Source organism: Flavobacterium anhuiense (genome assembly GCF_050990855.1).
In the GTDB taxonomy this organism is placed as follows: domain Bacteria; phylum Bacteroidota; class Bacteroidia; order Flavobacteriales; family Flavobacteriaceae; genus Flavobacterium; species Flavobacterium anhuiense_C.
Map to the genome: position 1 here is coordinate 4583885 of NZ_CP158861.1, position 23928 is coordinate 4607812.

Below are 23928 nucleotides of genomic sequence, written 5' to 3' on the forward strand. Positions count from 1 at the left end.
CAATTCAAAATTTACCATTCACAATTCATAATTAAAAGTATATGCCTACTACATTCAAACATACCGTCTTTAAAGTTTTAAAAATTACTGGAATTACGGTTGCGGTGATTTTGTTTCTGCTATTTATTATTCCGTTGCTTTTTCCTGGAAAAATTGCTTCGGAAGTAAAGAAAATTGCGAATGAAAGACTGGATACGAAATTAGATTTTACCAAATCGAAACTTTCCTTTTTTACGCATTTCCCATCACTAACTGTTTCGCTTGACGAATTATCCTTAACAGGCTCTAAACCTTTTAGCAACGATACTTTACTAAAAGCCGATCAGGTTGCTTTTGGAATCGATATAAAAAGATTGCTTTTTGATAATGAAGTCAAAATCAACAAACTGTATATTTCTGATGCCTTAATCAATGTAATGGTTAACGAAAAAGGTCAAGCAAACTATAATATTTACGTTGCTCCAGAAGATAGAAAAGATGAAAAAGAAGATCCAAATGCTCCCGAAGAAGGAACAGCAATTCGACTAGAACGCATTGATTTGCAAAACTGTCATGTAAAATACAACGACCGTTCTGCAAAAATTCTAGTTGATGCAAAAGGTTTCAATTATGTTGGAAAAGGAAATTTAAGCGAAGATATTTTTGATCTCGCTACCGACGCCAAAATCGATAATCTTGATTTCTATTATGATCGAACAGGTTATTTGAGACGAAAAAAAGTTAGTGCCGATTTAATTACCCGAATCAATACGCACGCCCTTACTTTCATTTTGCAAAAAAATGAGCTTCATATTAATAAACTCCCTCTAAAATTTACAGGGATTTTCAGCATTTTAAGAGACGGTTATAAAATCAATATCAAAGCGGCTTCAGAGAATACAACCGTTAAAGATTTGCTATCGGTAATGCCTCCCGAATATCTTACTTGGTTGGAGCGTACAGAAATTTCTGGAAGAAGTGATTTAATGCTTAGCTTTAAAGGTGATTATAACGTTCAGAAAAAGCAAAAACCAAACTTAGCCTTCAATCTAAAAATTAATGAAGGAGCTGTAAATTACAAAAATGCGCCTGTTCCTTTAACCGATTTTCAAATGGATTTGAATGCCATGCTTCCGTCTTTAGACACCGAACAATTATTGGTCAATCTGCGAACATTGAAATTTAAGGTTGGCGAAAAAGATTATTTTAATGCTTATCTACACAGTAAAGGTCTAAGCGAAATGTCGATTAATGCAAGTGTGAAAGGTGCATTAGACCTTGCTGTTGTTGATGCTGCTTTGGGCTTGGAAAATATTGATTTGAAAGGAATTTTAAAAACCGATATTCAAGCACGTGGGCTTTTTAGTACTTCAAAAAAATTATTTCCAAAAACCATTGGAGGTATCTCGCTTCGAAATGGATGGCTTAAAACCAAATATTATCCCAATCCTATTACCAATATCACTTTTGTAGCAAATATGCTTAATAAAGCCGGTACCTATCAGGATTTAATCGTGGCAGTAGCACCTGCTTCTTTTACTTTTGAAGGAAATCCCGTTTATGTAAATGCTACATTATCTGATTTTAGCGACCTGGCCTATAATGCTAAAATTAAAGGCGAATTGAATGTGGGCCGAATTTATCAGGTTTTCTCTCAAAAAGGTCTTGACTTAACAGGTTATGCCAAAGCCGATCTTTCGCTAAAGGGAAAACAAAGTTATGCTACAACTGGCCAGTATGATAAATTGGATAACAGGGGAACTTTGGTGCTAAAAAATATTAAAGCAACTTCAGAGTTGTTTCCAAAAGCCTTTTTTATCAAACAAGGAAATTTCCGTTTTCAGAATGAGAAAATGTGGTTTGAAAAATTCAATGCTTCGTACGGAAAGTCAGATTTTGATATTAATGGTTATCTGTTGAATACAATCAATTATTTCCTAGAATCAAAAGGAACTTTGAGCGGAAATTTCAAACTAAAATCAAAACTGATTAATGTTGACGAATTTATGGCGCTTGAGGAAGGCGAAAACAAAGATCGAAATATTGAAGTGGAGTATGCCAAAGAAGATCATCCAAAAATGAGCGGTGTTGTTATTATTCCCAAAAACCTAAATGTCAACTTAGATGCCAGTGCAGATAAAATAGAATATAACAAATTGGTTTTTAATAAACTAAATGGAAAAATAGGAATAAAAAAAGAAGGATTTTACTTAGAAAACATTACCTTTAATATTATTGATTGTGTATTAGGGATTAATGCGCTTTACAAGGACGAATCTCCAACTTCTGCGCATTTTGATGCTCATTTCACTGCAAAAGATTTTGATGTGCAAAGAGCCTATAAAGAGATTCCAATGTTTCATGATATGGTTACTGCTGCCGAAAAAGCACACGGAATCATCTCTATTGATTATAACGTAAAAGGAGATTTGAACGGAAACATGGGACCCATTTATGAATCGATGCAAGGTGGCGGAACCATTAATTTACGTGATGTAAAAATTAAAGGACTGAAACTTTTTGACGGAATTAGCTCTAAAACAGGACAAGGCGGTTTGAACAATCCCGATATGAAAGGAATTGAAATCAAATCGACTATCGATAAGAATCTTATCAATATTGAGCCATTTACCTTTAGCGTAGCCAGTTTTAGGCCAACCATTAAAGGAACTACAAGCTTTGACGGACTTTTGGATTTGAGAATGCGTTTAGGTCTTCCCCTCTTCGGAATAATAGGATTTCCGATTGTCATCACAGGAACACATGACGCTCCAAAAATTAAAATATTCAGCAAAACAGGACAGGAAATTAACCCTGCTGTATATGATGAAAAAAACAATAAAGTAATTCGTAAAGAAAAAGTAAGTAAAACCAAAACTAAATAGCAATGAATTCTAAACCGCAACATAAGAGCAGTGCATTCGAAAAATTTGCTTCTAAAGTTTCCAAAGCTGCAGGAAGTACTCCTGCGTTTATTGGTGCGCTTTTTCTTGTTATTGGCTGGGCTGTTTCAGGACCTATTTTCGATTATTCTGAAACTTGGCAATTGGTTATTAATACTGGTACAACCATTATTACTTTTTTGATGGTTTTCTTAATTCAAAAAGCACAAAATAAAGATTCGCTTGCCATTCAGCTAAAATTAAACGAACTCGTAGCGTCCAACGATTTATCGAGTAATAGCTTGGTTGATATAGAAAATATGACCGAAGACGAAATGATTATTATTCAGAAATATTATCATCATTTAAGCCAGTTGGCAAAAAAAGATAAAAGCATTCGAACATCACATTCTATTGCCGAAGCCAATGAAGCTCACAGCCGTAAAAACGAAAAAGATACTAAACCAAATAACACCAAAAAAACTACCAAAAATACCTCTAAAAAAATAACCAAAAAATGAAATTGAGCTCTACTGAAACGTATTGGCCTTTAAAAAATGCCATAAAACAAAGTTACCCTTCAATAGATTCTGATATCCACACTGACATTTTAATTATTGGTGGAGGCATAACAGGAGCTTTAACAGCTTACAAATTACTAAAAGAAGGAAAAAAAATTGTTCTTGTAGACCGTCGGGATGTCTGTGGCGGCAGCACTTCGGGCAGTACAGCCTTATTACAGTACGAAATAGATGTTCCTTTACATCAGCTCATAAAACTTCGTGGTGCCAAATGCGCTGTTGACAGTTATCAAAATGGAAAAAAAGCCATTTTTGATCTTCGAAATATAATTGATACTGTAGGTTGTGATTGCGGTTTTGAGTTTAAAAAAAGTGTTTATTTTACCACTTTAAAAAAAGATGTTCCTTATTTAAAAAATGAATACAAAGCGAGAAAACAGCACGGTTTCGAAATAAGCTGGTTGAGCAGGTCAGAATTGCAAAAAATGGGACTGAATGCCATTGCGGGAGTAGAATCTAAAACCGCTGCTGTTATGGATCCGTTTAAATTGGCGAGCGATCTTTTATTTCATTGCCATGAAAAGGGAATGCAGATTTTTGACCGCACTAATATCGCTTCTATTCAGCATCAGAAAGGAAAAATTGTTGCTACTACTGATTCCAAATGCGCCATTACTGCCGACCATATCATACATTGCACAGGTTACGAAAGTACCGAAACACTAAAAGAAAAAGTAGTCGATTTAAAAAGCACGTATGTTATTGCTTCTGAAGCTCAAGCTGATCTTCCTGAGCAATTTAAAAACACCATTTTTTGGGATACGGCATCACCTTATCATTACATCCGCACTACAGAGGATAATCGTATTATTATGGGTGGTGGCGATGAAGATTTTAAAGACACCTCAAAAAGAGATAAATTGCTTCCAAAAAAAGAAAAATACCTTTTAAAACAATTTTTCAAAAGATTTCCTGATTTACATTTTAAAATTGATTATTCCTGGGCTGGCACGTTTGGAGAAACAAAGGACGGTCTTCCCTACTTCGGAAAACCAAATCCGAGAAAGAACGAACATTACATTCTAGGCTTTGGAGGAAACGGAATCACCTTCAGCGTAATCGGAATGAATTCGATTTTGGATTCGCTTAATAATAAGAAGAATACGGATTTAGATTATTATCGATTTGGAAGATGAGATTCTAAGTTGATAAACTTCTAAAATACTAAGTTTTTTTTCAATAAATAATAAAATCCTCATATCTTGAATTCTTCAACATATGAGGATTTTACTTTTATATATTATGCTTTAAAGCTAGCGACAAAACTTAGTATCTTAGCATCTTAGTACCTCAGAACCTTAAGCTATTACGCTGTAATAGCAAGCGAATTCAAATTAAACTTATACTCTTTCGGACTGCAGTTGAATTTTTGTTTGAATATTTTCGAAAAATAGCTTCTGCTGGTGAAACCAATGCAGTATACGATTTCTGAAATATTTAAGTCGGACGTTCTGATTAAGATTTCAGCTTTTAGAACACGCATGTGCGTGATGTAATCGTTGACTGTGCGATTGTGAATCATTTTGAAACCTTCTTGAAGTTTGTTTGGAGACAAACCTGATTTTTTACTCAATGATTTAATCGAAAAAGCTTCTTCTGGACTTGTTTTTATGAACTCTGAAAGTTCTTTTATTTCTTCCAGTTCTCGTAAAGTCAATCCGTTTGATTCATTCGCGAAAGCGTGTAAATCATCCGAATGCTGTTGAATTTCCATTGCTAGAATAATTCTCATTATTCCTTCTTTCAATAGATTTCTAACAATTCCTTTTTGTGTAATAGTATTAAGCTGTTCAATTTTTTCTGCAATCTGTAAGTTGTATGAACCAATGTAAAAGAAATCGGTTACCTCATTGTTTTCAAAAAACGTATCTTTAACCTGCTGATTTAAAGAATGTGCTTCATTTACAGCATCAATCTGAGTCCCTACAATAATTAAGGTAAGTTTTGTTTTCTTTCCTTTTTCAAAAAATAAAACATTATCCTGATTTTCTTTAGAGGTTACAATGGCAGTCTGAAAGGTTTTCAGTTTTCGCTCTTCACCTTTCAATCCAAAACTATGCGAAAGATTTCCTTTAGAACAATATGCAAAATAAATAGGTGACGATTTTACATTTAGAAAATCCAATCTTACATCGGTCGAAAATGTCATATCAAATTGAACGTACGAGATATTATCATTAAAAGAAGCTCCAATGATAGAACCTTCTGCAAAGCTATTTTGTACTTCGAGTCCATATTCATCCAAATCAAGATTCACTTTTCCGCCAAAACTAGTCTGAAGTTCATCAAATATATTTTGAGTTTTTTCTGTATTTATAGTAACTATTTTCATGGTTCGTCGGATTTTAAAAATTCTAAATTTCTTAAACAGATTATTTGCTAAAAATCTGAAAATCAAAGTTCGTTTAAAGACCCGCCAACATTGTTATATAATTTTTATGTTTTGTTTTATAATTCCTTATAAATGCTTATTTTAACATAGATCATTATTATATAAACATGAAAAGTTTTTCCTTCGCTCCTATCAGCACTCCAAAATCTAAAATTCTGATTTTAGGTACTATGCCTGGAACAAAATCTTTAGAACTCAATCAATATTATGGCCACAATCAAAACAACTTTTGGAAATTTATGTTTCAGATTTTGGGCGAATCTTTTTCGAACGATTACGAAATAAGAAAAAACCTATTAATAAAAAATAGGGTTGCGCTTTGGGATGTCTTACAATTTTGCGATCGTGTTGGAAGTTTGGATAGCGCCATCAAAAACGAAATAGCAAATGATTTTGAACAATTCTTAGCAGCACACCCGCAGATAGAAAGCATTATATTTAACGGACAGAAAGCTGCCGCCTTTTTTAAAAAGTATGTGAAGTTGACAAAAGAATACAAAACATTTACATTACCTTCAACCAGTCCCGCCAATGCCAGCAAGACTTTTCAAGGCAAACTGGAAGAGTGGAGCATTCTTAAAACCTTATTATAAGACTGCCATTTTATATAATTATAATGCAAATATTGGAATCATGTAACTTTTTCCTTTTAAAGTATAACAAAATTCAACCACTCTCGACCTAATTTTACATCAAAGAAAAATAAGCCATAGTGAAGATTTGATGAACGAAAAAGAAAGGCTTTCTTCTTATTAAATTTACAAAGCAAACTGTAAAAAGTTTAGTCTATAAAGAGAACATTGGTTATGTTAGTTTATTTTTGGGAAAAAGCTACTCTATAGAAATATAGAGTAGTTTTGTTTTTATAGGCTACCATTTAAAGATTAAAACATGAAAATTCAAACCTATTACAATCATATACGATTCTATACTCCACACCATTTTATATATTATCCTGTTCTAATTTTATTCTTAATCGCAAGCATTTATTTGACGATTACAACAGAAGAGCATTTAATTTGGGGATTTATAAGTGTGGTTTTTATATTCCTTTTTGTATTGGCTTACATGCTGCGCCAACATTACGCGCTAACACTGCAAAACAGAATTGTACGCCTAGAAATGCGTTATCGATATTTTACCTTAACGGGAAAAAGATTCGAAGAATTTGAATACAAACTTACCGACGATCAAATATTTGCATTGCGTTTTGCTCCAGACAACGAATTGATTCCGCTTGTAGAAGATGTGCTAGTACACAATTTAACTGGCGATGCAATCAAAAAAGCAATTGTACATTGGAAAGCAGATTATCATAGAGTTTAGCAAATTTCAATGTCAAAAATCAATGTTCAAATGTCAATAGTAATCTTAAATTGAAATTTGAAATTGACATTTTTATTTCTATTAAACCTTTTTCTTATTGAAAAGAAGATAAAACAAAAATAAGATAATCCAAACTGAAAAGATTACCGCAAAATAGATTGCACTAATATTAGGATGCAAATAATTTGGCTGATAGAACAATTTATCTAAAGTCGTAAATTTTTCAATTAAAGCCTTTCTGTCAAAATTATTTCTAATGGCATTTAGCGGTTCGTCACGGTTATCTTTGTAGTGATAGACATCTTGAGTTAACAATTTCGGAATCAGATTGGTTTCTATATTGTATTTTCTTAAAAGCGTATCTAGTTTTTGAAAAGTATACGATAACGAATCTTTCTTCGTATTGTACAATAATTTATAACGGTCTACAGCCGCTTGGTACTGCTGTTTATCAATTGAATCTCCTTGGACAGGACTAAACAAAGACTTGTTTTCTAAAAAAATACAAATATCCTCATCATGCTCTGGGTGCACAGGTACACTCTTAAAAATAATTGCTGTGCTATCTCCCGCAATCGTTTTTGAGATCACTCTTTTATTCAATTCCACTTTATCAAAACCAATTATATCAAAAATACTATCGGCTTTACTTTGCGTTGCATCAAACGTACTTGTTAATGCTTTTATCGTATCAATACTATAATAATTGGTTTCAATGATAGCATATTCGCCTGGCTCAATTGTATCTTCTTCTTTAATTACCGGATAAGGTTTTGGATATAAGATATTCTCATAATTGAATAATTTCTCCGAGCTATAAGAAGTATATCCATATAAAAACGGGTTCAATACATTCAACAGCCTTTTATCGTCATTAAATTTCTTTTCAGACAACTCCGATTTCAATTTCGCATTCATCCCAAAGCTATAGCTTACAAAAAAAGAAAAGGTCAGAAATGAAACAAGCAATAGACAAGCAGCAATTTTAAGCAGATTTCCCGCTGTATAACTTTCTCTGGAATGGTTTCGAATCAAAAAAATTAAAAAGAAAAGTAAAAACAAACCGCTTACAAAAAAGTGCGAAATCGAAACGTCATCGTAAAATTTGAATCGATAAAATTCGGTGTAGATATCAATTTTCTTTAGCCCTTCAAAAGTAAAGTAACCATATAAAAAGTAAGCTAAATGAATAAAGGCTAATACAATAACAGATTTTACAAAATAACGCTTTAGATTTTTGTTCATGGTTTTGAAAGTTGCTAAGGTTCTAAGATACTGAGACTCTAAGTATTTTTTTGAGGTTTCTAATATACTGAAATTTTATTTTAGCAAAAAAATAGTACAAATAAAAAAGACGCGAAAAAATCGCGTCTTTAAAAAAGTTTGTTACTTATTTAGAGTTTCTGTATTCAGTAAATCTTTGTTGCTTTGGTCCTTTGTCCCTTATTTAGTCAAATCAAATCCCTCCTTAACAATTTCGCTTTCCACTTTATCAATCAATTTGTTGGTTTTGCCTGTAAGCCTTTCTTTCTTCCAATCGCCTTTTACATAAATAAGCAGCGTAATAAGAGCCGTTACAACAGAAGAGATAGGGAAAGCCCACCAAATTCCGATTTTACCCAAAGATGTGTTATGAGACAAGATATAAGCCAAAGGAAACTGAATTACCCATTGTGAGACCAACGTTAGGATCATCGGTAATTTTGTATTTCCAACGGCGCGAAAAACCCCTGTCAAACAAAGCTGTAAACCTAAAAATCCCCAAGAAAGGCACGTAATTCTCAACAATTCTGTACCGCCTTTAATAACCGCTTGATCATTTGGAACAAAAAATGCGATTAAATAGGGTGCAAAAATAAAAGCTATGATTCCGAGCCCCGTTAATAAACCGAAACCTAAATAGGCTCCTAATTTCGAAATTTCTGCTGCACGATCCACATTTCCTGCACCAATATTTTGTCCGACAAGAGTTGCAATCGCCATAGATAATCCTAAGGCAGGAATTAGAATCAGCTGGATTAAATTGGAACCAGCGCCATAAGATGCAACCGTTAACGTACCAAAACGTACAATCAAAAACGTAATTGCCATCATTCCCAAAGCACGCATTGATTGTTCGATCGAAGAAGGAAAACCAATTTCAAAAGCCCTTTTTATGTGTTTATAATCAGGTTTAAAATCGGTAATACGAAGATGAATACCGTGTTTACCTCTAAACAAAATGGCAAATCCAATTATAATAGCGAGAAACTGTGTAGACAAAGTTGCTAAAGCGGCCCCTTTTACCCCCAAAGCAGGAATAAACTTCCAACCGTAAATAAATAGCGGATCCAAAGCAAAATTCAAAATAACCGTACCTAAAACAATATAAACCGGCAACGTCACACGTCCAACTCCACGCATAATAGATTGGAAAATCATAAATCCGAAACTAAATACCAAACCTACAAACGCTACACGCATAAATCCTAAGGCATCAACATAAACAGCAGGCTCTACTTTTAACAGATATAAAAAATACGGACTTAAAATATAGCCAATAATCGATAGGAAAACCGAAACGATAATCACCATCGACAAAGTTTGCGCAGCTACGTGGTTAACCATTTTCTGGTTTCCTGCTCCAAAATATTGTGCGATTAAAATAGAACCTGCAATTGCTAATCCGGTTCCTAAAGCGATGGTCAAAAATATTACAGGCGTACTTATCGAAACCGCAGCAACGGCATCTCCACCTAAACGTCCCACCCAAAAAGCATCAACTAACTGATATGCGGCTTGTAACAAATTAGCAATCATAATCGGGACAGCTAATTTTAATAATGAAGAAAGGATTGGCCCTTCTAACAATTCATTTTTTTTCATTTATTTGAAATAATTATTTAAAAATCAGTTGACATGTCAACTTTTAAAGTTCAAAAAAAAATTAAAGCGTTTCTAGCTTGTCTGCATAAGATCGTACTGCATTCAGCGCTTCGATTCTTTCTTTTGGAGAAAAAACGGACATTACTTCCTCTTCTGCCCTTTTCATTAGCAAACGAATGCTTTTGGCCAATGAAATCCCTTCATCTGTAAGACTTACAATGTTTTTACGTTTGTCCATTTTATCTTTTACCACCTCCACCAGATTTTTTTTCTCTAATGCTGAAATGCTTCTTAAAATAGACGATTTGTCACGCATGGTTTTGTCTGACAGTTCTCTTTGCGAAAGACTTTTATGATGCAGAATCATCAACAATGGCAATTGCTCCAGCTGCAATGTAATTCCTGCTTCAGTCATTAACGCATTTGTCCTTCTAAAAATGGCTCTTTTGATACGGTGAATCTGAAAGAAGAAACTGTCTGCTATTTCTTCTTTCCAAAAATTTGAAAAACTTTCTCTGTCGGTATGTTTTTTTTCCATAATGCAAAATTACAAAAAAGAGTGACATGTCAACTATTTTTAAATCAAAATCGCATTTTACTGATATCCAAATCGTTCATAAAAATAATTCAGATGCAAAAACAAAAATGAACGATTATTTTTACTAACTTTAAATGTTAAATATTACCTAATAAAAACTTAAAAACTACTCTGATGAAACAATTATTTATTTTTTTGGTAATGATGCTCCTTTGGATTCCGTTAAACGCCCAAACTGTTGCCGAGTCTAGTAAAACTGAAGACTTAACAGCAACTCTAAAAACCGAAAATGAAGATTTTCAAGACAATACCATAGAAGATCTGCCCTGGCACAATAGAAAATTTAAAGTTTCTGCTGGTGGTTTTTTTCCTGTAAATAATACTGTAGTTAAAGTGGAAGGCAACAATGGAAATATAGGAACTGAAATTGATCTTGAAAATGACTTAGGATTTTCTAAATCAAGTGCGTCTTTTTTAGGAACATTCGATTGGCGTATATCTAAAAGATCTAGATTAGGTTTTGAGTATTTTGTATTAGACAGAACTGCAACTAAAACGCTGCAAAGAGATATTAATTTCGGAGACCATACCTATCCTGTAGATGGAAGTGTTCGAGGTACGTTTAATGTTCAGATCATGAGAGTTGCTTATGGATACGCCATTCTTTCTAAACCTAAATATCAGGCTGGTTTATTGGTTGGTGCGCATGTGCTTTTTGCCGATTTGGGTTTAAAATTGGAAGCTAATACACAAAGTGTAGAATATCACGATACTTTTGACTTTACTGCTCCACTGCCCGATATTGGGATATGGGGTGAATTTGTTCTTGGAAAACGATGGGGTTTATATGCCAACGTCAATTATCTTGCGGTACAAATTAATGACACTGATGGCCGAATTATAAGCTATGGTTTGTCTGTTTTATATAATGTTCATCAAAACTTTAGCCTTACTGCTGGTTATACTGGATTGAATTTTAGAGTAGATACCATACAGGAACGTTTAAATGGTTTCTTAAAATGGGGTTATAATGGGCCAACAATAACAGCAGTTTATACTTTTGGAAAACATGTTAAGGTTACTAAATAAAGGTTCTAAGCTTCTGAGATACTGAGGTTCTAAGTTTTTTAACCGCAAAGGACGCAAGGAATTACGCAAAGGACGCTAAGTTTTTTTAAAAGAATTATAAAATAAATGTTCGCAAAGCTTGTTTTAGGCAAAGCTTTGCGAACTTATTTTTTAGATTCAGTTTAGATCTCCAATAAAATAACTTTGCGCTCTTTGCGGTTAAATAAACAAACCCGATAACTTTATAGCTATCGGGTTCATTACCAAACTTAAACTTACTTAACTTAACTCAAAATAAAATTTTATAAACTAGAATCTAAGAAACTTAGAACCTCAGCATCTTAGAATCTTAGAACCTTAAAAAAAATCTATTTCTCTATCGGAGTGAATTTTATTGCTGTTCCTCCACCAGCAGCCAATTTGATATTCAAAACCGTTTTGCTGTTTACTTTTTGTTTAGAGATTGTAACCGGATATGGATTTGTTTTATAATTTGCTCCTTCTCCATCTGCATAGATTTCTGCTTCGTATTCTTTGTTTTTATCTAAGAATGAAACTGCAACTTTTAAATCTCTTGCATTTCTATTGGTGATTGAACCTAAATACCAATTTTTCTCCTCCCAATCTTTACGAGCAATTGTAGTATATTCTCCAATTTTAGAATCTAAAACCTTAGTATCAGACCAAGTGCAAGGCACGTCTTTTACGAATTGAAATTCTGGTTTTCCTTCGTAATTTTCTGGTAAATCTGAAGCCATTTGCAACGGACTGAAAATAATTACATACAATGCCAATTGGTTCGCCAAAGTAGTCTGGACTTTTGCACCTGAAGGTGTTTTATAATCAAAATTGAAGTTTCCAGGCGTGTAATCAAAAGGTCCAGAAAGCATTCTTGTAAAAGGCAAAGTGGTTAAATGCTCTGGTGTATTTCCTCCGTCTACAGACCACGCATTATATTCTTGCCCACGTCCGCCTTCTTGAGACATAAAGTTCGGGTATGTACGCTGTAAACCTGTTCCTTTCATTGGTTCGTGGTTATCAATCATAATATGATATTTAGCCGCGGTTTCGATTACTTTTCTGTAATGACGCGCTCCGTATTGGCTATCATGCCATTCTTTTTTATCCAAAAATTTATTGACATAACCTGTTTTTACCGAATTCACGCCCATTTTCTGATATAGTTTAAATGCATCTTCCAATTGGCTTTCATAATTTTTGGTTGCTCCAGCTGTTTCATGATGACCAATTAAACGAACATTTTTCATTGCTGCATATTTGGTGATTTCTTCCAAATTAAAATCTGGATAGGCTTTTACGAAACTAAATGCAGAACCGTCTGCCGTCCAGTCTCCGTCCCAACCTTCATTCCATCCTTCAACCAAAACTCCGTCAAAACCATTTTTCGCAGCAAAATCAATATATTCTTTTGTGTTTTTGGTTGTTGCACCATGTTTTGGCCCTTGTCCCCAAGTGTATTTTTCTAAATGCATTCCCCACCAAATTCCGATATATTTTGAAGGTGTAATCCAAGATAAATCTTCAATTTTTGATGGTTCGTTTAGATTTAGCATAATAGTTGAAGTCGCCACATCGCCTGGAGTTTTGCCTACCACAATAGTTCTCCAAGGTGTTTTAAAAGGGGTTTCGGCATACACTTTTACGCCATCTGCCCACGGCACTAAATCGCTTTTGTATTGTTTGTCTGTAGTTTTTAAAAGTGTCATTGAAGCAAAATCTGTCAGATTGGCTTCGTGAATGGCTACATACAATTTGTCTTTTGTTTCAAAAGTTGCCGGCGTATTAATAGTGTCTGTTTTACTCATTAATGTTTTGCGGTATTCACTTTCGTAATAGCTGTTTTCACGGTGAACTGGGATCCACCACACTTCGTTATTGTCCTTAAAAGTAAATTGTGTTACTTCGTTAGAAATTTTGACTTTTCCTAAATGAGGCTGTTTTGGAAATTCATAGCGAAATCCTACTCCATCATCAAAAACTCTAAAGATAATATCAACCAAACGCTCTTCGCCTTTTGCTTCTTTTAAGTGCACAATTAGTTCGTTATGATGATCTCTCACTTTTTTGAATTCACCCCAAGGCTGCTCCCAAGTTTGATCTGCCGATTTTTCTTCTGTCGAAACAACTTCAAAACCTTCTGTCATTTTGGCTAAACCTTGAAATTCAAATCCCATAAGAGATGGCTCAATTACCGATTTTCCATTAGAAGAAAAACTATATTGAGGCTGTCCAGAAGGTGTTAATTCAAAGACTAATTCTGAGATCTTTTCAGGAGAACTGATTTTATACGTTTTTTTAGTACTGCAAGCCATAACAAGCATGGAGGCAAAAGCTATTAGACAGTATCTATATTTTCTGTTTTTCATTATTTATATTGTATTAATTACAGCTCTATTTTATTTCGCTTAGTATTTGTTTTGCTTTTGCAGGCTGCATAGAAACAAAATAATTAAACGCTTGATCTAGTTTTTTCTGGGCATCGGCATTTCCTTTTTTCTGCACGCGTAAATCAAACAATTTGCTGATGTCTGGAAATACACTTTCTGTATTTTTTACTCCAGCGAAAGCTTTTATTTTTTCTACGAAAGAATACCCAAATTCAACTGTCGGCTCAATCATGGTTCCTTCTCCGAAATCATTCCATGTAATGAGTTGGAGGTAATTGATGTTTGCATTTTTAGCTAAAGCTAATGTCTCATCCAAAGTTGCCCCGTTATTGTGTTCAATCGTCCATCCAATTGCAGCACCACCTCCGCCTTCGGCATAAAAATCTTTAAAACCAGGATAAGCGCTTCCCATTGCTACACCCAATTTTGGTTTGGTATTGGTGTAAAAATTAGTTAGATAACTATTGTCTTTGTACACCCATGCATACTCGCCAGAAGCATTTTCTCCAGCCAATGATGAATGATCCCAAAGTGTCAAGAAGGCTGGTTTTGCTGTTAAAGTATTAAAGACGTTTGTCCATTCAGCTGGGGTCTTGAGAACAATTGGTCCAAAATTCATTAACAGCGGTTTACCATTGATCTTGATATAATTAGCATCAGAAAAATAATTCTTTTCTACATAAGCCAAATCTGTCTTTGCTGCACTAGTTACCGAAATTGCTTTTCCTGCATTGACAACATTGGTCAAAAATCGATCTTCATAGACAATCGCATATTCTAAACCAACTTTGTCGAGCATTTCGATTAACTGATCTGTGTTTTCTTTAACCATTGCATAATCGTTTACATCGTAAGTGCCGTACCAATCAATCAGAATTCCATCAATTCCTGAATATTTCATCAATAGTAAATGATTTTCGATCACATTTTTATCGCCTGAGTGATAAGGGCCAATCAGCGGATAATAGTACGATGCGATTTCTCTTCGGCCGTTTGCTCCTACGTTGTTCGGATTTTTGTTTGCCATTGTCCAATGATATCCCCATTTTTTATCAGCACTGCTTTCGTTGGTTTCAAACCACGGCATATAATGCATATAAATTTTGGTACTGTTGGTTTTCTCAATCGCAACAGGTTCTGTTTTTTCTGGTTCTACCGGTTTGTCTGAACCTTTGTCATCGCTGCTGCATCCGGCAACCATGGCAATGCTCATTAATCCAAAAACCAACGATGTGATATATCTTTTCATATTGAAATTATATTTGTTTGGAACTCTTAATTGTTTTTCCGCCACAGATTAAAGGATTAAAAAGGATTTTTACCAAAAAGAAAAAATCTGTGAAAATCATTTTAATCTGTGGCTAAAAAACTTTAGTAAATTCTTAAAAATAGGTCAGCCTTCCACGACTAACCAACATGGAAGACTGACACTCTAGTAACCTAATTTGGATACCCAGGATTTTGTTTTAGATTTTTATTAGTCGTTAAAACGGTACTTGGAATTGGGAAAATTGCTCTGTATTTTTCCGTTGTACCTTTTGACCACCATGGCAAGAAGAATGTTCCAAAACGGATGTTGTCTGTTCTTCTTCTTCCTTCAAATGTGAATTCTTTCAATAATTCTTGATCGATAAAGGCAAGGTCGATCGTTGCTGGCAATTCTTCTCCTGCACGAGAAGCCACTTGCTGTACAAACGGTCTTGCTAAATCTGGCGAACCCAAACGAACGTAACATTCTGCTTGCATCATTAAAATTTCTGAGTAACGGATTAAAACAAAATCGTGATCACGCTCCCATTGTTCTCCTGCTTTCATTTCATATTTTGCCAAACGAACTCCTTCATTTTCTTTCGCATCTTCCAAACTTGTTAGGTTTTCTGTATAGGTAAGCGGTTCTCCATTGTCCATCATGATTACAGTTCCTGTTGCAAGATTGATCTGATCGCCTTCCAGCATACATTTCTTTCTCTTGTCTGTGTCTGCAAAAGCAGAATAAACTCCAGGTTGCGCGCACATTCCGTTTGCACTCCAAGGATAATTGTTTGGAATGGCAGAAATCGCTAATTTTTGATTGTAATGTGCAGACATCGAGTTCATATAATTTCCAACTGTTCCTGCTTTTGAATCGTAAGGAATAGCAAAAATTATTTCTGTAGAAGTCTGATTCTCTGTTACAAAATTCGAAAAGAAATCTGGCGTCAAGCTATATCCTGTAACCTTCTGGCACATATTGATACAATCTTGCCAACGTGGTTGACCAATAAACGCCTCTGAATTAAGATACAATCTAGCCAAAATAGAATACGCAACATTTCGAGTCATTTTAGAATACACCGCATTTGGATTTAAATGCGGAACAGCGTCTGTCAACTCTTTTTCAACAAAATCGTAAACTTCTTTTCTTGTCGAATTGCTAGGAAGCGCTGTATCTTCAAAATTGGTGACGATGGGCACATTTCCAAATAAATCCAAAAGATTGTAATAATAATAGGCTCTTAGCGCCTTTAATTCTGCATAAATTGGCTCTTTTGACTTATCGCTAAGAGATGATTTGTCTATCTGATAAATGATAGCATTAATCTTAGCAATTCCAGTATAATTGTAACGCCAAGCCGAAAGAATCATTCTATTATCTGATTTCCAAGTGTGTTTTTGTGCGTCTTGATACTGTCCGCCATCGTACCAGTTTGTACCTCTTGTCGGAATTGTAGCTTCGTCTGAAACGACTTCATTCAAAAAGAAAACATATTCGCAAGTTGGAAAATTATTTGAGATTGCATCAGAGAATCCTCTTAACGAAGAATAAGCTCCACCTACCAGCGCATCGATTTCTTTGGATGTATTTCCGAAATTTCCATCTTCTACCTGATCATACAACTGTTCGTTCAAATCAGTACATGACACCGTAAAAAGCATGCTTAAAAGTATTGCTGCTGTTATTTTGATTTTCATTGTTAATATTTTATGGTTATCTATTCGCTTAATTATTCAGCGTAAAATTTAGTCCGACAGAAATGGTAGTTGGACGAGGATAATTGTTGTATCTATCAATTCCAGGAGCAGCCAATCCAGTTTGATCCATTACTCCAGTCTGATTAATTCCGTCCTGAGCATTTAAACCAATCTCTGGATCTACGCCTTTGTAACCAGTAATCACAAATAAGTTCTCCCCCATCACATACATTCTAAACTTCGATTTTTTGTATTTCAATGGTAAAGTATAGCCAAAAGTCAACGTTTGAAGTCTGAAGAAAGAAGCGTCTTCGATCCAGTAATCTGAATATTTAGGAGACGAAGTAATACCACTGCTTAAGAAAGCATCTGGCACATTAAAAGCGGGCAATCTATTTGGGTCGTTTAACATCATGTTGGTCGCATTTAATGCTTTTTGCCCAAACATTCCATATCCAGAAAATCCAAGATCAAAATTTCCGTATGTAAAGTTCATTCCTATACCTAAAGTCAAATCTGGCTGAATATTACCTAAATCCGTTTTGTCGGCATCCACCAATGCACTTTCAGCCACTACTTGCCCTGCTGCATTATAATATTGAATTTTTCCATCAGCATCTAAACCAGCATTTTTGAACCCCCAGAAAGTTCCAACAGGATATCCTTCAGCAATAATTTGAGAATATTGTCCAGACATACCTGCTAAACCATGAAGCGATCCGCTGTAGATGACATCTGTTTTATAGGTTGGATTAGAAAGTTTTTCAATCTTCTGAACGTTGTGACCCAAAGTCAAATTCGCATTCCAATTGAATTTATCCCCTCTAATGATGTCCGCATTTAATGTCAACTCTACTCCTTTATTTGACATTTCGCCAACGTTAGCCAACATCGTACCCACTAAATAAGGCGGTTGAGGCACTTCGTAAGTGTATAATAAATCTTTTGTTTTCTTAGAGTAATATTCAAAAGATCCGGTGATTCTATTGAAAAGTCCAAAATCAAAACCAACGTTAATTTGTTCTGTAGATTCCCATTTCAAATCAGGATTTGGGTTTTGCTTTGGAGAATAAGCCAAACTCCAAGTCTTTGTAACTGGATCGTAGTAACTATCACTTCCAACTCCTAAAATAGAAAGCGATTTATACTCTCCAATTCCATCTTGATTTCCTGTAACTCCGTAGCCAACTCTTAGTTTTAAATTATCCAACCAATCTTTTGAAGATTGCATAAACTCTTCGTTAGAAATTCTCCAAGCGGCAGAAGCAGAAGGGAAAGTTCCCCACTTATTATTTTCTCCAAAACGGCTTGATCCGTCACGTCTTACCGTTGCAGTCAATAAATATTTACCGTCGTAACCGTAATTGGCACGAGCATAAAAAGACACTAAATTTGATTTCCCTTTGTATGAATACACATCTGTTAAACGATAGTTGTAACCGGCACCCAAATTATTATAGCTAAAGGCATCCGTTACAAAACCACCTCTCTGCGCTCCAAAACCTTCGTAGATATTTTCTAGATAAGAATATCCAGCCAAAGCACTGATGTTGTGTTTGTCTATCACTTTGCTGTAATTTACATAAAGTTCGCCTTGCGCATTGGTATATTCTGCATACGTTCTTTGTGCAAAACCACCTTCTGTTTGTCCTTCCATAACGGCATAAGACGGTTTGTAAGTACCTGCTTTTACTGCATTATGTTCTAACGAAATATTTGCTGTAGCCGTAAAATCGTTTAAGAATTTTACATCTGTTTTGAAATAACCTAAAAGTCGATGTCTTTCATTATCAAAAGTTCTGTTTGTTAAAATCTCAACTGGATTCTGATAAATATTTCCTACCACCGCACTAAAATTTCCTTCTGAATCATAAACTGGAATCGTTGGATTTAAGTTGTAAGCTCTTTCAAAAATTCTATAATCAACAGGGTGCCATTTGTCAATATTTGCAAATAATCCCATATCAAATTTCACTTCTTTATTATCTCCAAGAAATTGATAAGCGCTAACATTGCCGCTTAATCTTTCCAATCCAGATCTTTTTATCACTCCTTCATTGTTTAAGTACGAAAGAGAAGTTCTAAAACCGCTATCTGCTTTACCAGAATTGATGCTTAAAGTGTGCGACTGCGAAATAGAAGTCTGCTCGATTGCTTTTTGCCAATTGGTATTTCCACCATAATCTACAGCATCTGCAATTTGATTTTGACGTACATACCCTCTCCATTGATTTGCCGAAAGAAGATCTAAGTTATTATTCACATAACCAATACCAGTTTGCCCATTGTAAACCACAGAAACTCCTTTAGTACCCGATTTTGTAGTAATCATGATTACCCCGTTTGCTCCACGCGAACCGTAAATAGCAGTTGCCGAAGCATCTTTAAGAACATCAACCGACTTAATATCTGAAGGCTGCACTACGTTGATATCAACTCCTGCGATACCATCAACTACAATTAATGGACTATTGCTTGCTGTTAAAGAAGTTCCTCCACGAAGACGGATTGTAGAAGCCGCAGCTGGATCTCCAGAAGGACGAATGATATTCAATCCCGCTACTTTTCCTTGTAAAACCTGCTCTGTAGAACCAATAGTACCTTTTACTAAATCATCTGCTCCAACTGTAGAAACCGCTCCAGTTAAATCTGATTTTTTTACTTTTCCGTATCCTACAGAAACTACTTGTACTTCTGACAATGTATATCCGTCATTTTGCAGGCGCACCTCATAATTAGAAGAATTTGCAGTAATCTGAACTTTCTGTGTTGTAGCTCCGATAAACGAAACTTCGATTGCACTTCCTACGGCTACCTGAAGGCTAAATTTACCATCAAAATCTGTTGTAGTTCCGTTTTTAGTTCCTACTTCAATGATAGAAGCTCCTGGCAATACATTCCCTGTATTGTCGTAAACTGTTCCTGATATCTTTTTCGTCTGCGCGAAAGAACTAGCAGTAAGAAAAAGCATAAATATCATCAATACCGCTGCCTTAGCAGTCCACATTTGATGCAGAACGCTTTTTGTATTTTTACTATTCATATGAAACTATTTATTGTTTTTTTATTTGTCATATGTAATTCGCATATCAACTGTTGGTTTTACGACCAACTTTTCATTTATGCTCATTTCATTAGAATTGGTGTTTTAATTTAATAGTGATTATTTATCTAAAGTTTTTAGCGGAATCGTCGTATCCGAAATCGTTTTGTCTTTGTTGTCTTTTACCAAAACATGAATTTCACTCAAACTCGGAACTCCATTTAATTCTGATACTAGATTAACAAAACCCTTAATTTCTGCTGTTCCTCCAGTAAACTCACCAGAAATTGTTTTTGATCCAGCTGTAATAGTGTAGATTAATTTAGTTACACCTGCTTCGTTATTTTTTCTTGACATTCCAAGAAAATCTTTCTGACTGATTTGTGATGGAAAGAAAGCAAAACTTGGTGGCGGTGGCGGAATAAATTCTCCTGCATAAATAACCTGATCGCCTGAGTTTGCTGTCCAATTCTCTGCTACCATCAGAAAATTGATTTTTTCCATTACAAAATCATCAGGAGCATTGAAGTATTGCTTAGGAACAAAATCCATTTTGTAAAAACCATTGCCTAAATCTTTCAATTTTGTTTTTGCAGCAATCTCTGGTTTTGCTGCTTCATACATTTGCTGAATAGCCCAATCGTTTAAACCAGCATGCATATGTACACTTGGAGTGCCCGCAAATGCAGGGTTAAGATTAGCATTAAATAAAATACTTACAGGCTTATCAATTAACGGTTTTGATGGATATGACCTAAATAACTCTCCCGAAGTATAAAAAGAAGAGAAATCAGTATACGGCATATTTGCCACATCACTTTGTTTCGATCCGTTTTTGTTTTTTAAACGAAACCAAAATCCTGCACTTGCCGCAATTTCATCTGGAGTTTTAGAAAAATAAACTGTTGGAGTTAAAGTAAAACTCCAGATTTTATTTCCTTCGTATTTCAGTTTCGCAAAATCAGAAGAATTTTCCCAATTGCCAGCATCGGGCTCGGATGGAGACCAAATCCAAATATATAAATCTTCTGTTTCGGCAAATGTAGATGCCGACATATCAAAATACCAAGTAACTTTTTCATCGTATTTGTAAACAACAGGAAACGATGACATTGGCCCAACAGCTCCAGCGGCTTCTTGTGCCTGAATAAAATTAGGAGCCATCAACAAGGCAAGTAAAATTGTATATATAAACTTTTTCATATTACTTTTTAATTAATAGCATTTAATTTAAACACGTATGACACGAAATCTACACCGCCAGAAGAATGTGCCAATTGAAACTGCATTTCTTTGCTTTTGCCTGGAACCGCGATCAAGCTCAGTTCATCTGTTTTTTGCGTTTTCTGTGCATCGCTATACAAATAGATTTTTGTTCCAGCACCAGTAGTCGATTGAAATGCTGAGCTAAGTGCCCAAAACCCTTTGGGAGCAAATAACGGCGGAACATTTCCTGTTACTTCATAGCTTGTTGGTTGGTTCTTTTCATCTACGTTAAATTTGATTTTAAAATCTTCGTAGTTAAAATAAGTACTCAAATTTTCTTCGCTTGGTTCGATCTTATTTGCTTTCGCAACTTCATCAACCATTTTCAGATTTGTTAATCCCCAATTCCCATTTACTTTTTCATAAAGGGTAATTGGTTCTACGTAGCTTCCGTCATCTGTGTTATCGCATCCGATTGCAAAAAAACACATCATAAAAGCTAGCCAATAAAGACTTTTACATTTCATAAATTTTTGGTTTTCGTTAGTTTGTTATCCCCCTTCAAAAGGATACAGCGAAACTAGACGTTAAATAAATCCTAAAAAAAAAATCGGAGAAAAATCAAGATGAAATTCAAATAAAAAAAACAATAAAATACTGAATATCAATAAATTACATTTTTAACAAAACGTAAAAAATCAAGATGCTGTTTAGATAAAAAAAGACTGTTTTCAAATGGTAAAAATGACAATATCCAAAATAATCATGATATTTTTTTCACTATACATATATATAAGCAGTTTTTATTGTATAATTGCAAACAAATCACCTGTTTTTAACACTTACTGCTTATTTCAATCTGAAAATCCCCTTCAAAAGCAATGTTATTGAACGAATTACATGATGTTGCAAAAACAGATTTAGCTTTATCTCAAACTTATTCTTATTTTTAAATCGAATTACCTAACTATATCAACCAACTAACTTTTCCCCTAAACCAAAACCAAATCATGCGAAGAATATTGATGCTGCTTTTCTTCCTAGGAGTTTTTTCTCTTACTGCTAAAGAGACTAATCCTTATTTAGAAGAATTAGATCAGGTTCTCTTGAAAAAAGACGTTTACCTGAAACAGAAATATCGAAAAATAGAAGCTTTAAAGAAAAATGTATCTAAATTCACACTTAGCCAAAACAATGAAGAGCTCTACAATTGTTATATGTCTTTATTTGATGAATACAAATCGTTTAAATACGATTCGGCATATTATTATTTAGATGAAGCAAAAATTAAGGCTAAAGCTTTAAAAAATCCGAAGTATTTAGCTAAAAGTCGAATAAAAGAAGGTTTTGTTCTGCTTTCTTCTGGACTTTTTAAAGAAGCAATTGATACTTTAAATGTGATTGATGAAAGTAAATTGGATATCAAAAATGAGTTTGAATACTATAGCATTAAAGCGCGTGCTTATTACGATCTAGCCGATTATAGCAGCGATAAACGGTTTAATATCCATTATATACAGCGAGGAAATCATTTCTTGAAAAAAGCGTTAGAATTAATCGGAACCAATACAAATGAATACTGGGCTGCTGAAAGTTTAAAACGCTTAAAACAGCAAGATTGGCGCGGTGCCGAATTTGCCTTCAGCTACTGGATTAACAACTACAATTTGCCTCCCGATTATTACGGAATCGCAACTTCGAGTTTAGGCTATATTTATTCGGAACGAGGTTATACCAAAAAAGCCATTCAATATTTGGCGCTAGCAGCCATTGCCGATGTTAAAAATGCAACCAAAGAAACGGTAGCCCTACGAAATTTAGCCAATGAACTCTTTAAAATGGGATATTTGGACAAAGCCAACGAATACATCAACATTGCCATGGATGATGCGACTTTTTATAATGCAAGACACCGAAAAATTGAGATTTCGTCCATTCTTCCTATTATAGAAAAAGCACAGCTGAATAATGTAAAGGATAAAAATGATAAATTGGAAAAAATTATTATTCTTCTAACGATTCTTACGGTTATTATTTTTGTTTTTCTCGGCATCATTTTCAAACAATTAAAAGAAAAGAATAAAGCCAGAAAAATCATGGCCGACTCGTACTTGCAATTACAGGAAATGAACGTGAGTTTGAGCGAAGCCAACGCCATTAAAGAAGAATACATTACGTATTTTATTAAAGCAACTTCAGCTTTCATCAATAAAATAGACCATATTCAGAAAAGTACCTTGCATAAAATCATCACTAAAAAAACAGATGAAGTTATTGCCAGTTTAAAACGTTATAATGTAAAAGAAGAACGAGAAAATCTCTTCCATCAATTTGACGAAATCTTCTTGAAACTGTTTCCAACATTCGTAACCGATTTCAATAATTTATTCCCACACGATCATAAATGCATCGTTAAAAAAGGCGAACTTTTGAATACAGAATTGCGAATTTTTGCTCTTTATAGATTAGGAATTCAAGACAGCAGCCAAATGGCAGAATTCTTGGAACTTTCTGTAGCTACAATCTACACGTACAAAACGAGGATTAAAAGCAAATCTGATTTTAAAGATACTTTTGAGCAGAAGATTATGGAGATTAAGACTATTTAAGTTGCTGAGATTCTAAGATGCTAAGATTCTAAGTTTTTTTTAGCCACGACCCGAGCGACAGCGAATAGGAGAAGCAATT

General features: G+C 34.5%; 17 protein-coding genes. 7 read left to right on the forward strand and 10 right to left on the reverse strand.

Going from position 1 to position 23928, the window contains the following annotated elements:
* Positions 1-41: 41 nt before the first annotated feature.
* The 3 genes from ABTV69_RS19855 to ABTV69_RS19865 are packed head-to-tail and all read left to right on the forward strand — an operon-like array spanning position 42 to position 4578.
* Entirely contained in the window at positions 42-2864 is a 2823-nt protein-coding gene (locus ABTV69_RS19855) for an AsmA family protein (protein WP_433831899.1), read from the forward strand.
* A 2-nt stretch (positions 2865-2866) separates the two neighbouring features.
* Positions 2867-3382: a low affinity iron permease family protein gene (locus ABTV69_RS19860; protein WP_433831901.1), complete on the forward strand. Its 516-nt coding sequence runs from the start codon at positions 2867-2869 to the stop codon at positions 3380-3382.
* Positions 3379-4578 (forward strand): NAD(P)/FAD-dependent oxidoreductase, encoded by a 1200-nt coding sequence (locus tag ABTV69_RS19865; RefSeq protein ID WP_433831903.1) that lies wholly within the window; start codon positions 3379-3381, stop codon positions 4576-4578. Before ABTV69_RS19860 ends, ABTV69_RS19865 begins: the two co-directional genes overlap by 4 nt.
* A gap of 170 nt (positions 4579-4748) precedes the next feature.
* On the opposite strand, the gene ABTV69_RS19870 is transcribed toward ABTV69_RS19865, so the two are convergent.
* Positions 4749-5774 carry a helix-turn-helix domain-containing protein gene (locus ABTV69_RS19870; RefSeq protein WP_433831905.1) on the reverse strand — a complete coding sequence of 342 codons (1026 nt, stop codon included), beginning with the start codon at positions 5772-5774 and terminating at the stop codon, positions 4749-4751.
* A gap of 167 nt (positions 5775-5941) precedes the next feature.
* Here ABTV69_RS19870 and ABTV69_RS19875 point away from each other — a divergent pair, with 167 nt between their 5' ends.
* Together ABTV69_RS19875 and ABTV69_RS19880 are read left to right on the forward strand one after the other, a co-directional pair.
* Positions 5942-6427 carry a DNA-deoxyinosine glycosylase gene (locus tag ABTV69_RS19875; protein ID WP_433831907.1) on the forward strand — a complete coding sequence of 162 codons (486 nt, stop codon included), beginning with the start codon at positions 5942-5944 and terminating at the stop codon, positions 6425-6427.
* A 298-nt stretch (positions 6428-6725) separates the two neighbouring features.
* Positions 6726-7160, forward strand: coding sequence for a DUF6526 family protein (locus ABTV69_RS19880; RefSeq protein ID WP_433831909.1), 435 nt, complete (start codon positions 6726-6728; stop codon positions 7158-7160).
* 81 nt (positions 7161-7241) lie between these two features.
* Here the strand turns inward: ABTV69_RS19880 and ABTV69_RS19885 are convergent, their stop codons facing one another.
* From ABTV69_RS19885 to ABTV69_RS19895, 3 genes are all read right to left on the reverse strand, one after another.
* Entirely contained in the window at positions 7242-8405 is a 1164-nt protein-coding gene (locus ABTV69_RS19885; RefSeq protein WP_433831911.1) for a hypothetical protein, read from the reverse strand.
* Between the two features lie 198 nt (positions 8406-8603).
* Positions 8604-10025: an MATE family efflux transporter gene (locus ABTV69_RS19890; protein ID WP_433831913.1), complete on the reverse strand. Its 1422-nt coding sequence runs from the start codon at positions 10023-10025 to the stop codon at positions 8604-8606.
* Between the two features lie 61 nt (positions 10026-10086).
* Positions 10087-10563, reverse strand: coding sequence for a MarR family winged helix-turn-helix transcriptional regulator (locus ABTV69_RS19895; RefSeq protein WP_433831915.1), 477 nt, complete (start codon positions 10561-10563; stop codon positions 10087-10089).
* Positions 10564-10737: 174 nt separating this feature from the next.
* Here ABTV69_RS19895 and ABTV69_RS19900 point away from each other — a divergent pair, with 174 nt between their 5' ends.
* Positions 10738-11652: a hypothetical protein gene (locus tag ABTV69_RS19900; RefSeq protein ID WP_433831917.1), complete on the forward strand. Its 915-nt coding sequence runs from the start codon at positions 10738-10740 to the stop codon at positions 11650-11652.
* A 347-nt stretch (positions 11653-11999) separates the two neighbouring features.
* On the opposite strand, the gene ABTV69_RS19905 is transcribed toward ABTV69_RS19900, so the two are convergent.
* The 6 genes from ABTV69_RS19905 to ABTV69_RS19930 all read right to left on the reverse strand — a co-directional run bounded on the left by ABTV69_RS19905 (position 12000) and on the right by ABTV69_RS19930 (position 21767).
* Positions 12000-14018: a glycoside hydrolase family 97 protein gene (locus ABTV69_RS19905; protein ID WP_433831919.1), complete on the reverse strand. Its 2019-nt coding sequence runs from the start codon at positions 14016-14018 to the stop codon at positions 12000-12002.
* 25 nt (positions 14019-14043) lie between these two features.
* Positions 14044-15288: a glycoside hydrolase family 71/99-like protein gene (locus tag ABTV69_RS19910; protein WP_433831921.1), complete on the reverse strand. Its 1245-nt coding sequence runs from the start codon at positions 15286-15288 to the stop codon at positions 14044-14046.
* Between the two features lie 191 nt (positions 15289-15479).
* On the reverse strand, positions 15480-16991 hold the full coding sequence (locus ABTV69_RS19915; RefSeq protein WP_433831923.1) for a RagB/SusD family nutrient uptake outer membrane protein: 1512 nt from the start codon (positions 16989-16991) through the stop codon (positions 15480-15482).
* Between the two features lie 28 nt (positions 16992-17019).
* The gene (locus tag ABTV69_RS19920) at positions 17020-20034 is read right to left on the reverse strand and encodes a SusC/RagA family TonB-linked outer membrane protein (protein WP_433831925.1); all 3015 of its coding nucleotides are present in this window, start codon (positions 20032-20034) and stop codon (positions 17020-17022) included.
* A 120-nt stretch (positions 20035-20154) separates the two neighbouring features.
* Complete coding sequence (locus tag ABTV69_RS19925) at positions 20155-21237, reverse strand: hypothetical protein (RefSeq protein WP_433831927.1); 1083 nt, start codon at positions 21235-21237, stop codon at positions 20155-20157.
* An 8-nt stretch (positions 21238-21245) separates the two neighbouring features.
* The gene (locus ABTV69_RS19930) at positions 21246-21767 is read right to left on the reverse strand and encodes a DUF5004 domain-containing protein (protein WP_433831929.1); all 522 of its coding nucleotides are present in this window, start codon (positions 21765-21767) and stop codon (positions 21246-21248) included.
* Between the two features lie 483 nt (positions 21768-22250).
* Between ABTV69_RS19930 and ABTV69_RS19935 the strand changes: the two genes are divergently transcribed.
* Complete coding sequence (locus ABTV69_RS19935) at positions 22251-23849, forward strand: DUF6377 domain-containing protein (protein ID WP_433831931.1); 1599 nt, start codon at positions 22251-22253, stop codon at positions 23847-23849.
* The last annotated feature ends 79 nt before the right edge of the window (positions 23850-23928 follow it).

Bases quoted from the DNA above. Each gene is read 5' to 3' on its own strand.
- ABTV69_RS19855 (WP_433831899.1), top strand. From the start codon at position 42: ATGCCTACTACATTCAAACATACCGTCTTTAAAGTTTTAAAAATTACT.
- ABTV69_RS19860 (WP_433831901.1), top strand. From the start codon at position 2,867: ATGAATTCTAAACCGCAACATAAGAGCAGTGCATTCGAAAAATTTGCT.
- ABTV69_RS19865 (WP_433831903.1), top strand. From the start codon at position 3,379: ATGAAATTGAGCTCTACTGAAACGTATTGGCCTTTAAAAAATGCCATA.
- ABTV69_RS19870 (WP_433831905.1), bottom strand. From the start codon at position 5,774: ATGAAAATAGTTACTATAAATACAGAAAAAACTCAAAATATATTTGAT.
- ABTV69_RS19875 (WP_433831907.1), top strand. From the start codon at position 5,942: ATGAAAAGTTTTTCCTTCGCTCCTATCAGCACTCCAAAATCTAAAATT.
- ABTV69_RS19880 (WP_433831909.1), top strand. From the start codon at position 6,726: ATGAAAATTCAAACCTATTACAATCATATACGATTCTATACTCCACAC.
- ABTV69_RS19885 (WP_433831911.1), bottom strand. From the start codon at position 8,405: ATGAACAAAAATCTAAAGCGTTATTTTGTAAAATCTGTTATTGTATTA.
- ABTV69_RS19890 (WP_433831913.1), bottom strand. From the start codon at position 10,025: ATGAAAAAAAATGAATTGTTAGAAGGGCCAATCCTTTCTTCATTATTA.
- ABTV69_RS19895 (WP_433831915.1), bottom strand. From the start codon at position 10,563: ATGGAAAAAAAACATACCGACAGAGAAAGTTTTTCAAATTTTTGGAAA.
- ABTV69_RS19900 (WP_433831917.1), top strand. From the start codon at position 10,738: ATGAAACAATTATTTATTTTTTTGGTAATGATGCTCCTTTGGATTCCG.
- ABTV69_RS19905 (WP_433831919.1), bottom strand. From the start codon at position 14,018: ATGAAAAACAGAAAATATAGATACTGTCTAATAGCTTTTGCCTCCATG.
- ABTV69_RS19910 (WP_433831921.1), bottom strand. From the start codon at position 15,288: ATGAAAAGATATATCACATCGTTGGTTTTTGGATTAATGAGCATTGCC.
- ABTV69_RS19915 (WP_433831923.1), bottom strand. From the start codon at position 16,991: ATGAAAATCAAAATAACAGCAGCAATACTTTTAAGCATGCTTTTTACG.
- ABTV69_RS19920 (WP_433831925.1), bottom strand. From the start codon at position 20,034: ATGAATAGTAAAAATACAAAAAGCGTTCTGCATCAAATGTGGACTGCT.
- ABTV69_RS19925 (WP_433831927.1), bottom strand. From the start codon at position 21,237: ATGAAAAAGTTTATATATACAATTTTACTTGCCTTGTTGATGGCTCCT.
- ABTV69_RS19930 (WP_433831929.1), bottom strand. From the start codon at position 21,767: ATGAAATGTAAAAGTCTTTATTGGCTAGCTTTTATGATGTGTTTTTTT.
- ABTV69_RS19935 (WP_433831931.1), top strand. From the start codon at position 22,251: ATGCGAAGAATATTGATGCTGCTTTTCTTCCTAGGAGTTTTTTCTCTT.